Genomic DNA, 15265 nt, shown 5'->3' on the forward strand with positions numbered 1-15265 from the left:
GGGGATGGTCCAGTGCCCTTTACATGGGGCCGCCGCGACGGTTTTGCCAACCTGCCTGCCGATACTTCCGCCGCCGGTTCGTAGATAATAGCGATTCTCATTTGTACCCAGCCGAGGTGCCTCCGTGCGACTGCTCCCCCTGACCGCTGTCATCCTGGCCGCGCTTGCCGCCTGCTCCGCCGACAAGCCGCCTTCCAGCGATGCCGGCACCGACGCCCCGGCCAGCGATGCCGCAACCGAACTGGTGGTCTATACCTCGCGCAACGAGCAGCTGCTGAAGCCCCTGTTCGACCGTTACACCGAGGAGACCGGAGTCAAGATCACCTATCTGACCGACAAGGCGCCGCCGCTGATGGAGCGCCTCAAGGCCGAAGGCAGCCGCAGCAAGGCCGACGTGTTCATCACCGTGGACGCCGGCAACCTGTGGCAGGCCACCAACATGGACCTGCTGCAGCCGGTGGACTCCCAGCGCCTGCGCGACAACATCCCGGAAAACCTGCGCGACCCGGAGAACCGCTGGTTCGGCCTCTCGGTGCGCGCACGCACGATCATCCACGATCCGGCCAAGGCCCCCGCGGACACGCTGTCGACGTATGAAGACCTCGCCGACCCGAAATGGAAGGGCAAGCTGTGCCTGCGCACCAGCAACTCGGTCTACAACCAGAGCCTGATCGCCACGATGATGGCCAGCCTGGGCGCGGAGAAGACCGAAGAGGTCGTGCGCGGCTGGGTGGCCAACCTGGCGGCGCCGCCGATGGCCAGCGACAACGAGGTGATCGAGGCGATCGCTGCCGGCCGCTGCGCCGTGGGTATCAGCAACACCTATTACCTGGGTCGCGCGTTGCGCAAGGACGAGGCGCTGCCGGTCACCGTTTTCTGGCCCAACCAGGCCGAGGGCGAGCGCGGCGTGCACGTCAACGTATCGGGCGCAGGCGTGACCCGCCATGCACCGCATCCGCAGGCGGCACGCGAGTTCATCGAGTGGCTTTCCGACGGTGACGCGCAGGAGCTGTTCGCCGGCGAGAACCTGGAATATCCCGCCAACCCGAAGATCGCCACCGACCCGCTGATCAAGGCCTGGGGCGATTACCGCCAGGACCTGATCAACGTCTCCCAAGCCGGGGCGATGCAGGCCGACGCCGTCAAGCTCATGGACCGTGCCGGCTATCGCTGAGCCGTTCACGGTTTCACCGGTGCCGGAAGTGGCCGGCGGCGGGCGCCACGCGCGTGCGCTGCCGGTTCCGCGCGGATGGACGTGGTTGGCGGTCGCGCTGACGCTTCCCAGCCTGATTCCGCTGGGGGCGACCCTGGCGGCACTGGCGCGACCTGATAGGGAGACGCTGCAGCACCTGTGGCAGTACGTACTGCCGCAGGTCGCCGGCAATACCGCGTGGCTGCTGCTGGGGGTGGGCGCGGGAAGCGCGATCCTGGGTACTGCGCTGGCGGCGCTGGTGGCGCTGTGCGAATTCCCCGGCCGGCGCTGGTTTGCCTGGCTGCTGGTGTTGCCGTTGGCGATGCCCGGCTACGTGCTCGCGGTCGCCTTCATCGGCCTGTTCGACTACGGCGCGCCGTTCACCGCCTGGCTGCGTGAGCACGCCTCGCTGCAGCTGCCGGACATCCGCTCGCGCGCCGGCCTGATCGCGGTCATGACGCTGGCGCTGTACCCGTATGTGTACCTGGTCGCCCGCGAGGCGTTTGCCAGCCAGGGCGCTCGCGCGCTTGAGGCGGCCCGCGCGCTGGGCATGGGTCCGTGGCGCGCGTTTTTCCGCGCCAGCCTGCCGATGGCGCGGCCGTGGATCGCCGGCGGCACGCTGCTGGTGATGATGGAGACCCTGGCCGACTTCGGCGCGGTGTCCGCGTTCAATTACGACACGTTCACCACCGCGATTTACAAGGCGTGGTTTGCGCTGTTCTCGACCGACACGGCCCTGCAGATCGCCGCGGTGCTGCTCGTCGCGGTGCTGGTGCTGGTCGGCCTGGAAACCGCGTCGCGGCGACGCCAGTCGTTCGTCTCCGTCGGCCACGCCAAGGCGCCACGCCTGCAGACGGGACGCAGGGGCTGGTGGGCAACGGCGCTGTGCGCGTTGGTGTTGGTCGTCGCGCTCGGCTTGCCGCTCTCGCAGCTGGGCTGGCAGGCGCTGGCCCATCTGGACGACCTGGATCCGCGCTATTTCGCGAGCCTGCGCAACGCGCTGTCGTTGTCGGCCATGGCCGCGGCGCTGACCACCGCAGTGGCCTTCGTCATCGCCCTGGCCGCGCGCGAGCAACCGGGCATGCTCACCGCCACCGCCACCCGCATCTCCACGCTGGGCTACGGACTTCCGGGCGCACTGCTGGCCATCGGGCTGTATGTACCTGTCGCCCGCTTCTCCACCTGGCTCGCCGAGACCCGCGGCTGGGACGTCCCTCTGGAAGGTGGGCTGGTGCTGTTGCTGGTGGCCTACGGCATCCGCTTCCTCGCGGTGGCGCATGCGCCGGTCGCTGGCGGGCTGTTGCGGGTCCGGCCCCAGTTGCTGGAGGCCAGCCGCAGCATGGGCGTCACCGGCGCCCGCCAGTTGCGCGTCGTGCACTGGCCGCTGCTGCGCGGCAGCTTCGCAACCGCCGGCCTGCTGGTGCTGGTCGACACCATGAAGGAAATGCCGATCACCCTCATGATGCGTCCGTTCGGCTGGGACACCCTGGCCACCCGCGTGTTCGAGTTGACCAATGAAGGCGAGTACGCCCGCGCTGCCCTGCCCTCGCTGGCCATCGCGCTGGCGGGGCTGATTCCCGTGATTGCCCTGACCCGTAGAGGACGCGATGCGGCTTGAGATCGACAATGCCGCGGTCGGCTACGACGGCCGCGTAGTGCTTTCCGGAGCCAGCCTGGAGCTGGCCGACGGCCAGATCGGATGCCTGATCGGCCCCTCGGGCGCGGGCAAGACCACGTTGCTGCGTGCGGTCGCCGGGTTCGAGCCGCTTGCCGCCGGCTCCATCCGCGCCGACGGCGAGGTGCTGGTCGGCAACGGCGTGCACCTGGCGCCGGAAAAACGCCAGATGGGCATGGTGTTCCAGGATCACGCCCTGTTGCCCCACCTCAGCGTGATCGACAACGTCCGCTTCGGCCTGTTCCGCTGGCCGCGTGCGAAGGCGAAGTCGCGCGCGGAAGCGATGCTCGACCTGGTCGGCCTGGCCGATTACGCCAGACGCCCGCCGCACCAGCTCTCCGGGGGCCAGCAGCAACGCGTCGCCCTGGCCCGGGCGCTGGCGCCGGAGCCACGCATGGTGCTGCTGGACGAGCCGTTTTCCAGCCTTGATCCCGACCTGCGCGAACGCCTGGCGATCCAGGTCCGCGCCGCGCTGAAGGCGACCGGGATCGGCGCCCTGATGGTCACCCACTCGCAGGCGGAGGCCTTTGCCATGGCGGACCTGGTCGGCGTGATCGGCGAAGGCCGCCTGCAGCAGTGGACCACCGCCTACGATCTTTATCACCGCCCGGCCAACCCGTTCGTGGCCGGCTTTGTCGGCGAAGGCGTGCTGCTGCCGGCACGCGTGGTGGACGACATGCACGTGGGAACCGGGTTTGGCGTGCTCACGTCCGACCACCGGCTGCTCAGCGCGCCCGGCTCACAGGTGCAGATGCTGCTGCGCCCGGATGACGTCATCCACGACGACGACGCTCCGATGCAGGCGCGGATCGTGCGGCGCCATTTCCGCGGCGCCGATTTCCTCTACACCCTGCAGGTGGACGATGGCGAGCAGGTGCAGGCGCTGGTGCCATCCCACCACGACCACGCGGTCGGGCAGGACATCGGCATCCGCCTCGACCTGGAGCACGTGGTCGTGTTCGAGCCGGAGGCCCCGACCGGCACCGCCTAGCGAATCGGCGCGCTACTCCGCGTCCGGCCTGAGCGGCACCAGCCGCAGGTCGTGGAAGTCGAAGCTGAAGTCGGTCAGCGGCGAGATCGCCTGCATGCGCGCCTCGCGCACCGCCCCGTCGGGCTCAAGCGCGAACGTCAGGAAGGCGTCGGCGTTGAGCCAGCGCTCGTCCCAGCGCACCACAAAGGTGTCGTGCTGCCAGTGGCTGAGGGTGCCGACCAGATCGGGCGTCTTGTCGAAACGGATCCGCAGCTTCTCGCCGCTTCGTTCGATGATGATGTCGCCGTACCAGGGGTCGCGGTAGGTCGCGGCGTAGCCACTCAGCGGCAGAGACGACCTGGAGCGCAGGTCACGCTTGGCGATGTGCTCCTGCCAGGACTTGTCGGCCTTTTCCTGCGCATTGCCGCGCGCCGACAGATAGGCGCCGGTCCAGTCGGTACGCGGCCCGCCCAGGTACGCATCCAGCACGCGCAACGTCGCCGCCTGGAACGCCCCGCCCTGCTCGGCGCTGGTCAGCACGATGATGCCCAGATCGTGTTCGGGCACCAGGGTGATGCGGGAGACGAAACCCGGCCAGCCGCCGGTGTGCCAGACCAGCTTGCTGCCGCGGTAGTCCGACAGCGACCAGCCTTCGCCATAGCCGGCGTAGTTGGGCGTGGCGGCGGCCAGCGCGGGCACCGACGGCTTTGGTACCGGGATCGGGGTGATCATCGACCACATCTCGCGCTGGCGCTTCTCGCTGAACAGGCGCCGGGCACTGTCGCCTTCGCCGGAAATCACCCCGCCATCGAGCTGCACACGTACCCAGTGGGTCAGGTCGTGGACGCTGGAATAGATGCCGCCGGCGCCGGAGACGTTGCCCCAGCTCACGCGCGGCGCCGCCACCAGCCTGGTGAAATCGGCCTGCGCATAGCCCGTCGCAACGTTGTCGCCCGGCTGCAGGTAGTCGCTGTTGAAGCGGGTGTCGTCCATGCCCAGCGGACGGAAGATCCGGCTCTGCAGGAACTCCCGGAACGGCTGGCCGCTGGCCGACTCGACCACCAGCTGCGCGACGCCGAACAGGATGTTGTCGTAGGCGTAGCGGTCGCGGAATCCGCCCTTGAGCGGGACAGCCTTCAAGCGGCGCGCGACTTCTTCCGTGGTGTATTTCGAGCCCGGCCAGTACAGCAGGTCCCCGGCGCCCAGGCCGAGCCCGCTGCGGTGGGCGAGCAGGTCGCGGATGCGCATCTCGCCGGTCACGTAGGCATCCGACATGCGGAACCACGGCAGGTGGTCGACCACGCGATCGTCCATTTTCAGCTTGCCCTCGTCGGCCAGCATCGACAGCGAGGCGGCGGTGAATGCCTTGGTATTGGAGGCGATGGCGAACAGGGTGTGCTCGTCGACCGGGACCTTGCTGTCCAGGTCGCGCGTGCCATAGCCGCGCTCCAGTACGACGCGCCCGTCCTTGACGATCGCCACCGCCATCGCCGGCACCTCGAAGCGCTCGCGGATGTCATCGATGTAGGCGTCGAAGTCGGCGAGCTGGCCGGGCAATCCGGCGGGCGTGTCGACGAAAATAGCGAGGTCGGGGCGCGCCTTTGCTTCGGGTGCCGCCGTCTCCGTCGCGGCATCCTGCGCGTGCGCGGCGGGGACCAGCGCAAGGGCGACGGCCAGCGCGACGGCAAGGGCGAGGCATTTTCCGGTACCAAGCCGGCTGAGGTTGGTGATAGGCATCTGTGTCCGTGTCCCCTGAAATCCGAAGGGCTGAAGATACCCCAGCACGGCATAATGCAGCGCCCCGCTGCGCCGCCCGGAGCTGCTTCATGTCAGACCCCACCGCCCTACCCGGCGTGGCCGTCATCGGCGGTGGCCCGGCCGGCCTGATGGCCGCCGAAACCGCCCGCGCGGCCGGCATCGAGGTCGACCTCTACGAGGCCAAGGGCTCGGTCGGGCGCAAGTTCCTGATTGCCGGCAAGGGCGGCTTGAACCTCACCCACGGCGAGGACCGCCCGGGGTTCGACCGGCGATACCGGGAGCGCAGCGAGGCGGTCGGCGCGTGGCTGGACGACTTCGATGCCGCTGCGTTGAGGGAGTGGGCGCGCGGCTTGGGAGTGGAGACCTACGTCGGCAGTTCCGGCCGGGTCTTCCCGCTGGATCGCAAGGCGGCGCCGCTGCTGCGCGGCTGGGTGCGGCGACTGCGCGATCAGGGCGTCCGTTTCCATGTGCAGCACCGTTGGGAGGGCTGGGACAGTGACGGCGCGCTCCGATTCTGGACGCCTACGGGCGAAGTAGCGGCGCGTCACGGCGCCATCGTGCTTGCCCTGGGCGGCGCCAGCTGGCCCCAGCTCGGCTCGGACGGCGCCTGGCAACCCTGGCTGGCTGCGCGCGGCGTGGACATGGCGCCTCTGGTCTCCGCCAACTGCGGTTTCGACATCGACTGGAGTGCGCACTTCGTCCAGCGCCATGCCGGCGCACCGCTGAAGCCGGTCATCGCGCACTGGCAGGAGGACGGTGCGGACCATGCGCTGCAGGGCGAGTGCGTGGTCACCGCCGACGGCATCGAAGGCAGCCTGGTCTACGCGATCTCCGCCCCACTGCGCGACGCGATCGCGCGCGACGGCCGGGCCGTGCTGACACTGGATCTCGCGCCCGGTCGCGATCTCGACCGCCTGCGTGCCGACCTCGCCAAACCCCGCAACGGGCGCAGCATGAGCGACCACCTGCGCCGGCAAGCCGGACTCAACGGCGTCAAAACCGCGCTGCTTTACGAGGTGCTGGGCAAGGAGGGACTGGGTGATGCGGACCGGGTCGCCCGTACGATCAAACGCCTGCCCTTGACACTGCTGCGCCCGCGCCCGATCGACGAGGTGATCAGCAGCGCCGGCGGCGTTCGGCTGGAGGCGATGAACGAGGCGCTCATGCTCAATGCCCTGCCCGGCATGTTCTGCGCCGGCGAGATGGTGGACTGGGAAGCACCGACCGGTGGCTACCTGCTCAACGCCAGCTTCGCCAGCGGCCGCCGCGCCGGGTTGGGCGCGGTGGATTGGCTGGCGCGCTCCACCGACATCCGAGGCTGAGCGCTCGCAGCGAGCGTCACTCCGCCGCGGGCTGACTCGCCGACTGCGGTTTCCAGCGTCGCAACAGCAGCGTATTGGAAACCACGCTGACGCTGGAGAAGGCCATGGCGGCGCCGGCGACCACCGGATCGAGCAATCCGGCGGCCGCCAGCGGAATGCCGATCACGTTGTAGATGAACGCCCAGAACAGGTTCTGCCGGATCTTGGCGCTGGTGCGGCGGGAGATGGCGATCGCGTCCGACACCAGTCGCGGGTCCGAGCGCATCAGGGTGATCCCCGCCGCGTGCATCGCCACGTCACTGCCACCGCCCATAGCGATGCCCACATCTGCTGCTGTCAGTGCGGGCGCATCGTTGATGCCGTCGCCGACCATCGCCACCGGTCCCGCGGCCTTCAGATCATTCACCGCGTCGGCCTTGTCACCGGGCAGCACCTCGGCGCGCACGTCATCGATTCCAAGCGCATCGGCCACCGCCCGCGCCGCGCCGAGGTTGTCCCCGGAAATCATCGCCGTGCGCAGGCCTTGTGCGTGCAGCGTCCGGATGGCGTCGCGGGCCTGGGGTCGCGGCTCGTCGCAGAACGCGAGCAGGCCCAGCAAACGCACCCCGTCGGGCTGGCGCTCGGCCAGCCACGAGACGCTGTGACCGTGTGCGGCCAAATCCCCGCCCTGCAATTGCATGGACGTGAGATCAACGCCGCTTTCCTGCATCAGGCGCGAGCTTCCCAGCAGCAGGTCGCGACCCTCGACCTCGCCTTCCAGTCCGCGGCCTGCCAAGGCTCGCACGTTGGCAGCGCGTGGAATGTCGATATCGCTCGCGGCCTGCAGCACCGCGCTGGCCAGCGGATGCTCGCTGCCGGTCTGCAGCGCAGCCGCCAGGCGCAGCACCGTCGCGTCGTCGCCGTCCGCGCCGATGTGTTGCGCCAGCGTCGGTCGGCCCACGGTCAAGGTGCCGGTCTTGTCGAAGGCGATGACCTTCAGCGAGCGGGCGGTCTCCAGCACCTCGGCGTCCTTGATCAGGATGCCCGCGCGCGCCGCGACGCCGGTGCCGGCCATGATTGCCGTCGGCGTCGCCAGTCCCAGCGCGCAGGGACAGGCAATCACCAACACCGCGACCGCGTTGAGGATCGCCACGTTCCAGTCGCCGCCAATCAAGCCCCAGCCGAGCAGCGTCAGCACACCGATCGCCACCACCACGGGCACGAACACCGCGCTGACCTTGTCGACCATGCGCTGGATCGGCGCCTTCTTCGCCTGCGCGTCCTCGACCAGACGGATGATCCGCGCCAGCGCAGTTTCAGCGCCGATCGCGACCGTGCGCAGGCGCAGGCGGCCTTCGCCGTTGACCGCACCGCCGGTGACGCGATCACCCGGCTCCTTGGCCACCGACAGCGACTCACCGGTGATCAGCGACTCGTCGGCGTGGCTGCGGCCCTCGATGATCTGCGCATCCACCGGAATGCGCTCGCCCGGCAGCACCACCACCTCGTCATCGACCCGCACCTCTTCCAGCGGCAGCTCGCGCTCCACGCCATCGCGCACCACGCGCGCCGTGTCGGGGCGCAAGGCCTGCAGCGCGCGGATCGCCTCCGTCGTCTGTCGTTTGGCCCGCGCCTCCAGCCCCTTGCCCAGCAGCACCAAGGTGATCACGACCGCGGAGGCCTCGAAGTACAGGTGCGCGCCGCCCGGCCCGGCATCCGCAAACAGGTGGTACACGCTCAAGCCATAGCCCGCACTGGTGCCCAGCGCCACCAGCAGGTCCATGTTGCCGGCGCCGGCCTTCAGCGCGCCCCAGCCGGCGCGGTAGAAACGCGCACCCAGCCAGAACTGCACCGGCGTGGCCAGCGCGAACTGCACCCAGCCCGGCAGCATCCAGTCGCGGCCGAACGGCATCGCCAGCATCGGCAGCATCAGTGGCGCCGACAAGGCGATGGCGATCAGCAGGTGGCGCAATTCACGCGAGTGGCGGCTGTCGCGTGGCGGGTGCCCTGCGGTATCCGGGTCGCCGTCGGTGGCCGCATCCGTCGCGGGGATGCGCGCTCCGTAGCCGGCAGCCCTCACCGCATCGACCAGCGCCGAAGCGTCACACCCCGCAAGTATGCGCACGCGGGCCTGTTCGGTCGCCAGGTTGACGTTGACCTCCAGCACGCCGGGAACCGCGGCCAGCGCCTTCTCGACCCGCCCAGCACACGACGCACAGGTCATGCCCTCAATCGCCAGGTCGATCGACTCGTCGCGGACCGCGTAGCCGCCCGCTGCCACCGCATCGACCAGGGTCGACAGCGAGACATCGTCGCCCGCGTCCACCTCGGCCATTTCGGTGGCCAGGTTCACGCTGACCGCGCGCACCCCGGCGACCTTCGACAAGGCCTTCTCGACCCGGCCCACGCAGGACGCGCAGGACATTCCTTCCACACCCAGCCGCAACACAGTCGTGATTTCTCCGCTTGAGCGAGCCTTTTCGCCAGACTCCCAGCGCCCGATATGGGGACGATGGCGCCGGTTGCCACGTCGCGCTCAGGCGGCCGGCCGGAGTGGATCCCCGTCCACGAGTGGTTGCAGCGACGGATCCAGCGCCACGCGCTCATCGAAGACGAAACAGCGGCCTTCATAACCGCCGCCGCCGACCTGCTCGAAGTAGCCGAGGATGCCGCCGTCCAGCTGGAGGACGTTGTCCATGCCGTCCGCCCGCAGCGTCAGCGCGGCTTTCTCGCAGCGGATGCCGCCGGTGCAGAAGCTCACCACCGTCGCACCGGCAAGCGCCTCGCGGTGCGGCGCCAGCGCCCCCACCAGATCGGTGAAGTTGTCGATCGGCAGGGTCAGCGCGTCGCGGAAGCTGCCGTAGGCGACTTCCTCGCGATTGCGGGTGTCCAGCAGCACCACCGGGCGACCATCGTCATCGACGCCGCACTCGATCCAGCGCGCCAGATCCACCGGCGCCACCGTCGGCGCCCGCGGATGCGCGAGCGGCGCCCCATCGTCGCGTCGCCAGGCGATGATTTCCGGCTTGACCTTCACCTTCAGCCGGGCAAACGGCTGGTGGCGGCTGCGGCTGGTCTTGACCGGCATGCCCGCAAAGCGCGGGTCGTCCCGCAGAGGCGACAGGAAGGCGTCAATGCCTTCCGCCGCGCCGGCCAGGAAGATATTGAGACCTTCCGGCGCCACCAGCACGGTACCGCGCAGATCCGCCTCGGCCGCACGGCTGTGCAGACGCTCGGCGAGCGCGTCAGGGTCGGCTATGGGGGTGAAGTGGTAGGCGGCGATATTGATGACCTTCATCCGCCGATTTTACCGGGGCCACTGGCTTTGTGGCGGCCGCCGCGGTCGGCGCGGAGGGAACTTCGGCGGCCGCCCCGGCGTCCAAGGCTCCGTTGTCACCCGGTCAACATGCAATGGACTATTGTTGCCTGTGACCCGGCGACAACGCCGACCCCACCGACGGAGATACGTCTGAATGAAGATCCAGCTCAACACCGACAGAAACATCCAGGGCGACGAATCGGTCGCGGCCCACGTCGACAAGGTCGTCAACAACGTGCTGTCGCGCTTCGCCAGCCAGATCACCCGGATCGAGGTTCACCTGAGCGACCTGAACGCGGACAAGTCCGGCCAGAATGACAAGCGCTGCCTGATGGAAGCGCGCCTGGCGTCGCGCGACCCGGTCGCCGTCACCGCCGAGGCCGCCACCGTGCAGGAGTCGATCAACGGCGCCGCGCAGAAGCTCAAGAGCAAGCTGGAGAGCTCGCTGGGCAAGCTGGCCGCCGATGAGCGCAAGCCGCACCACGTCGCGCCCGGCGCGGATGCGCCGGTGCTGGACCAGGCCATCAAGGACATCGCCGACGCTTCCTGACACGAGCCGCGCCGCCTGCAACGGGCGGCAGCACGAACGCGACCCGGCCTTTATGGCCGGGTCGATCTACACTGGTCGGCCGTACCCAGGTGCCGCCGATGTCCGATCACCCCGCCCCATCCCCTGAGCGACTCTCCCGCAAGGTATCCGACCTGGCGGCGTGCTCGCGCGCGCAGGCCGAACAGTACATCGAGGGGGGCTGGGTCAAGGTCGACGGCGAAGTGGTCGAGTCGCCGCAATTCATGGTCGATGCGCAGTGCGTGGAGCTGGACCCGGACGCGCGCCTGGAAGCCAGCGAACCGGCGACGATGTTGCTGCACAAGCCGGCTGACCTGGCGTTTTCCGATTCGGTGTCGTTGATCACCGAGGCGAACCGCATCGAAGGCGACGAGCGTCGCGGCATCCGCACGCTGCAGCGCCATTTTTCCCACCTGCAACCGCTGATGCCGCTGGATGACGATGCCAGTGGGCTGGTCGTGGCCAGCCAGGACCCCCGCACCGCCCGGCGCCTGAAAGAGGACGGGGCGAAACTGGAGCAGGAGTACCTGGTCGAGATCGACGGCCAGGCGGGTCCCTACACCTTGAGCCGGTTGGCGCGCGGACTGAGCTACGAAGGTCGCACGCTACCGACGTGCAAGGTCAGCTGGCAGAACGAGATCCGCCTGCGCTTTGCGATCAAGGATGTCCGGCCCGGTCAGTTGCGCGACATGTGCGCGCAGGTGGGACTGCGGGTGGTGGCAATCCGACGCCTGCGCATCGGCCGCATCGGCCTGAACAAGATGCCCGTCGGACAGTGGCGCTACATGCCGGTCAGCGAGCGGTTCTAAGAGGCGGGGAACATCCAGCAACGCGTGCGGGTGCGCGGGCGTTGCCGATGCGTGGCAGTACCGGTGCAACCCGCGTGGCTGCGCAGAGCGAACCTCGCCGATTTACCGGAAACCGGCGTGGCTAGCTCGCCGATTCCGGCCGCATGTACGGGAACAGCAGCACGTCGCGGATCGAGGAGGAACCCGTCATCAGCATGACGAGACGGTCGATGCCCACACCCAGTCCGCCGGTCGGCGGCAGCCCGATCTCCAGCGCGCGGATGTAGTCGGCGTCAAAATGCATGGCCTCGTCGTCGCCGCTGTCCTTGGCCGCGACCTGCGCCTTGAAGCGGGCGACCTGGTCCTCGGCGTCGTTGAGTTCGGAGAAGCCGTTCGCCAGCTCCTTGCCGCCGATGAACAGCTCGAAGCGGTCGGTCATGCCGGCATCGTCGTCGCTCTCGCGGGCAAGCGGGCTGACCTCGACGGGATGGCGTGTGATGAAGGTCGGCTGGATCAGGGTGTGCTCGACGGTTTCCTCAAAGATCTCCAGCAGCATCTTGCCCCAGCCATAGCCGGGCTTCAGCGGGATCTTCAGACGCTCGCAATGGGCGCGCATCGCATCCACATCGCGCAGGTCGGCGGCGCTGATTTCCGGGTTGTGTTCCAGCACCGCGTCGCTCATCGTCCAGCGCCGGAACGCCGGGCCGACGTCGATCGATTCCCCATCCCATTCGAGCTGAGTGGTGCCCGGCACCGACACCGCAATGTCGCGGATCATCGCTTCGGTCAGGTCCATGACCTCGTTGTAGGTCGCATAGGCCTCGTACAGCTCCAGCATCGTGAACTCGGGGTTGTGCCGGGTGGACACGCCCTCGTTGCGGAAGTTGCGGTTGATCTCGTAGACGCGCTCCAGGCCGCCGACCACCAGGCGCTTGAGGTACAGCTCGGGCGCGACGCGCAGGTACAGGTCCAGGTCGAGCGCGTTGTGGTGGGTCTTGAACGGCTTGGCCGTGGCGCCGCCGGGGATGTGGTGCATCATCGGCGTCTCGACTTCCAGGAAGCGCCGGCTGTCGAGCCACTCGCGCATCGCCCGGATGATCCGCGAGCGCTTGATGAACACCTCGCGCGCTTCCGGCGACACGATCAGGTCCACATAGCGCTGGCGGTAGCGCTGCTCCACGTCCGACAGGCCGTGGAACTTGTCCGGCAGCGGTCGCAGGGACTTGGTCAGCAGGCGCAACTGGTCGACCCGCACCGACAGCTCGCCGGTGCGGGTGCGCGTGAGTACGCCCTGCGCGCCGACGATGTCGCCCACGTCCCAGCCCTTGAACGCGGCATAGGTCTCGCCCAGCGTGTTCGCCTGCAGGAACAGCTGCAGGCGGCCGGACTCGTCCTGGATCTGGACGAAACTCGCCTTGCCCATCACCCGCTTCAGCACGATGCGTCCGGCGACCGCGACCCGGTGCTGCTTCGCGTCCAGCGCCTCCGCGCTCCACTGCTCCGCGTCGGCGTATTCGGCCTGCAGGTCACCGGCGTAGTCATGACGGCGGAAGTCGTTGGGAAACGCGATGCCCTGCTCCCGCAGCTCGGCGAGTTTGGCCCGGCGCTCGGCCACCAGCTTGTTCTCGTCGGGACGGGCGTCGGCGGTCGTGGCGTCGGCAGGGGCTGGAGCGGAATCGGTCATGGTCATGTCTTAGAGGTGATGCATGGGGTGCAACGGTCGCGGGGCTCGGTTCAGGTGGCGTCGGAGCGTTTCGCGCCCACCGCCAGGCCCGCCTTGAGGCTGGCCGAGACGAACTCGTCAAGGTCGCCATCGAGGACGTTCTGGGTATCGCTGCGCTCGATACCGGTGCGCAGGTCCTTGATCCGGCTCTGGTCGAGCACGTAGTTGCGGATCTGGCTGCCCCAGCCGATGTCGGACTTGGTCGCCTCCACCGCGTCGCGCTCGGCATTGCGCTTCTGGATCTCCAGCTCATAGAGCTTTCCGGCCAGCATTTTCATTGCCCGGTCGCGGTTGGCGTGCTGGCTGCGCTCGGTCTGGCAGGCCACCACCGTACCGGTCGGCACGTGGGTGATGCGCACGGCCGACTCGGTCTTGTTGACGTGCTGGCCGCCGGCGCCGGAGGAGCGGTAGACGTCGGTCTTCAGGTCGGCCGGATTGATGTCGATCTCGATGTTGTCGTCCACTTCCGGCGCGACGAACACCGAGGTGAAACTGGTGTGGCGGCGGTTGTCGGAGTCGAACGGCGACTTGCGCACCAGCCGATGCACGCCGGTCTCGGTCTTCAGCCAGCCGTAGGCGAACTCACCCTCGACGCGGAAGGTCGCCGACTTCACGCCGGCCACGTCGCCGCCGCTGACTTCCATCAGCTCGGCCTTCCAGCCGCGCGATTCGGCCCAGCGCAGGTACATCCGCAACAGGATCTCGGCCCAGTCCTGGGCCTCGGTGCCGCCGGCACCGGCCTGGATGTCGACGAACGCAGCCGCGTTGTCCATCTCGCCGGAGAACATCCGCCGGAACTCGAGCTCGTCGACGGCCTTCGCATAGGTTTCAACGTCCTCGATCACCGCCTGGGCGGTGTCGTCGTCGCCTTCCATTTCCGCCAGCTCAAGCAGCTCCTCGGCGCCGGTGACGCTCTCGGTCAGGCTGCGGATGCCATTGACCACGCGGTCCAGCGAAGCGCGTTCGCGACCCAGCGACTGCGCGCGCTCGGCGTCGTCCCAGACGTCCGGGCTTTCCAGCTCGCGGCTGACTTCTTCCAGACGTTCGACCTTGGTGTCGAAGTCAAAGATACCCCCTGAGCGCCTGCAAACGATCCTTGAGATCGTCGATGCGCTCGTGGACGGGATTCAGTTCGATCATGTCCGTGGTTTCATGCGAAAAATGACCGCCAAGTCTAGCAGGCGCAAGGGCTGAGGGCGTCCCGCGCCCGTGACCGGAGAAGGCGAATCCGCTTGCGCATGTGCGTGGCGGTACGGGGCGCCCATACTGGCATCGGCTTTGGTAACGACAGTTCCAATCCTTCCCCTGCGACAGGCACTCGATGAACCTCTCCCACGACGAGTTCCATGTTGCCGCCCGGACGCTCGCCGCCGACGGATGGTACGTGCTGGCGCACCTGATGCACCCCGGACAGACGCGGGCGCTGGCGGATGAGTGCGCCGCCATGCACGGTGCCGATGCGCTGTCGCTGGCGCGGATCGGTGCCGCCCGCACCGTATCGTTGCTGCGCGGTGACCGTATCCACTGGTTCTCCACCAGCACGGAAAGCGCGGCCCAGCGGGCCTTCATCGACCGCATGAACGCCCTGCGGATCGCACTGAATCACGAATTGATGCTCGGCCTGGTCGATTGCGAATCGCATTACGCCGTCTACCCTCCCGGGACAGGTTATGCGCGACATCTCGACCGCATTCACGACGATGACGCACGCGTCGTGTCCGCGGTGTACTACCTCAATGAGGCGTGGCGCGAGTCAGACGGTGGCGCACTGAGGCTGTACCTCGACGACGGATCGCATCGCAACATCCTTCCGCAGGCCGGCAGGCTGGTGCTGTTTCTCTCGGCGCAATTCGAACATGAGGTGCTGCCGGCCACGCGCAACCGGCTGAGCATCGCCTGCTGGATGCATCAGCAGAGGATGAATGGGCGCCGCTGACGTCCGTCAAGATGCGCGGTGCCTCAGGATTGCAG

General features: G+C 68.3%; 12 protein-coding genes. 7 read left to right on the forward strand and 5 right to left on the reverse strand.

The genetic code is table 11. From position 1 onward, the window contains the following. Positions 1–124 precede the first annotated feature (124 nt). From INQ41_RS07555 to INQ41_RS07565, 3 genes are read left to right on the forward strand one after another with little or no spacing between them, the layout of a single operon-like run. Entirely contained in the window at positions 125–1174 is a 1050-nt protein-coding gene (locus tag INQ41_RS07555) for an extracellular solute-binding protein (RefSeq protein WP_228076539.1), read from the forward strand. After that, the gene (locus INQ41_RS07560; RefSeq protein ID WP_228076540.1) at positions 1158–2810 is read left to right on the forward strand and encodes an ABC transporter permease; all 1653 of its coding nucleotides are present in this window, start codon (positions 1158–1160) and stop codon (positions 2808–2810) included. Before INQ41_RS07555 ends, INQ41_RS07560 begins: the two co-directional genes overlap by 17 nt. Further along, entirely contained in the window at positions 2800–3858 is a 1059-nt protein-coding gene (locus INQ41_RS07565; protein ID WP_193983285.1) for an ABC transporter ATP-binding protein, read from the forward strand. Before INQ41_RS07560 ends, INQ41_RS07565 begins: the two co-directional genes overlap by 11 nt. A gap of 12 nt (positions 3859–3870) precedes the next feature. Here the strand turns inward: INQ41_RS07565 and INQ41_RS07570 are convergent, their stop codons facing one another. Further along, the gene (locus INQ41_RS07570) at positions 3871–5574 is read right to left on the reverse strand and encodes a serine hydrolase (RefSeq protein WP_193983287.1); all 1704 of its coding nucleotides are present in this window, start codon (positions 5572–5574) and stop codon (positions 3871–3873) included. Between the two features lie 89 nt (positions 5575–5663). On the opposite strand from INQ41_RS07570, the gene INQ41_RS07575 reads away from it, so the two are divergent. Then, positions 5664–6917 carry a TIGR03862 family flavoprotein gene (locus INQ41_RS07575; RefSeq protein ID WP_193983289.1) on the forward strand — a complete coding sequence of 418 codons (1254 nt, stop codon included), beginning with the start codon at positions 5664–5666 and terminating at the stop codon, positions 6915–6917. Positions 6918–6933: 16 nt separating this feature from the next. Here the strand turns inward: INQ41_RS07575 and INQ41_RS07580 are convergent, their stop codons facing one another. Both INQ41_RS07580 and INQ41_RS07585 read right to left on the reverse strand, forming a co-directional pair. Further along, positions 6934–9321 (reverse strand): heavy metal translocating P-type ATPase, encoded by a 2388-nt coding sequence (locus INQ41_RS07580; RefSeq protein WP_193983291.1) that lies wholly within the window; start codon positions 9319–9321, stop codon positions 6934–6936. A 111-nt stretch (positions 9322–9432) separates the two neighbouring features. Beyond that, positions 9433–10194, reverse strand: a complete 762-nt coding sequence (locus INQ41_RS07585) for a sulfurtransferase (RefSeq protein WP_193983293.1) — start codon at positions 10192–10194, stop codon at positions 9433–9435. A 175-nt stretch (positions 10195–10369) separates the two neighbouring features. Here INQ41_RS07585 and INQ41_RS07590 point away from each other — a divergent pair, with 175 nt between their 5' ends. Continuing rightward, positions 10370–10765 carry an HPF/RaiA family ribosome-associated protein gene (locus INQ41_RS07590; RefSeq protein WP_193983295.1) on the forward strand — a complete coding sequence of 132 codons (396 nt, stop codon included), beginning with the start codon at positions 10370–10372 and terminating at the stop codon, positions 10763–10765. A 98-nt stretch (positions 10766–10863) separates the two neighbouring features. Further along, entirely contained in the window at positions 10864–11592 is a 729-nt protein-coding gene (locus INQ41_RS07595; RefSeq protein ID WP_193983296.1) for an rRNA pseudouridine synthase, read from the forward strand. A 121-nt stretch (positions 11593–11713) separates the two neighbouring features. Here INQ41_RS07595 and lysS read toward each other — a convergent pair whose 3' ends face one another. Beyond that, a complete protein-coding gene (gene lysS / locus INQ41_RS07600; RefSeq protein ID WP_193983298.1) occupies positions 11714–13255 on the reverse strand; it encodes a lysine--tRNA ligase in 1542 nt (513 codons plus the stop codon). A gap of 50 nt (positions 13256–13305) precedes the next feature. Next, positions 13306–14434, reverse strand: a protein-coding gene (gene prfB, locus INQ41_RS07605) for a peptide chain release factor 2 (RefSeq protein ID WP_193983300.1) whose coding sequence is annotated in 2 segments (ribosomal slippage) — positions 13306–14358 and positions 14360–14434 — 1128 coding nt in all. Because the reading frame shifts where the segments join, the coding sequence is not laid out codon by codon here. 181 nt (positions 14435–14615) lie between these two features. Between prfB and INQ41_RS07610 the strand changes: the two genes are divergently transcribed. Then, entirely contained in the window at positions 14616–15230 is a 615-nt protein-coding gene (locus INQ41_RS07610) for a 2OG-Fe(II) oxygenase (protein ID WP_193983302.1), read from the forward strand. Positions 15231–15265: the final 35 nt, after the last annotated feature.

The sequence above is a fragment of the Lysobacter ciconiae genome (assembly GCF_015209725.1).
GTDB lineage: Bacteria > Pseudomonadota > Gammaproteobacteria > Xanthomonadales > Xanthomonadaceae > Novilysobacter > Novilysobacter ciconiae.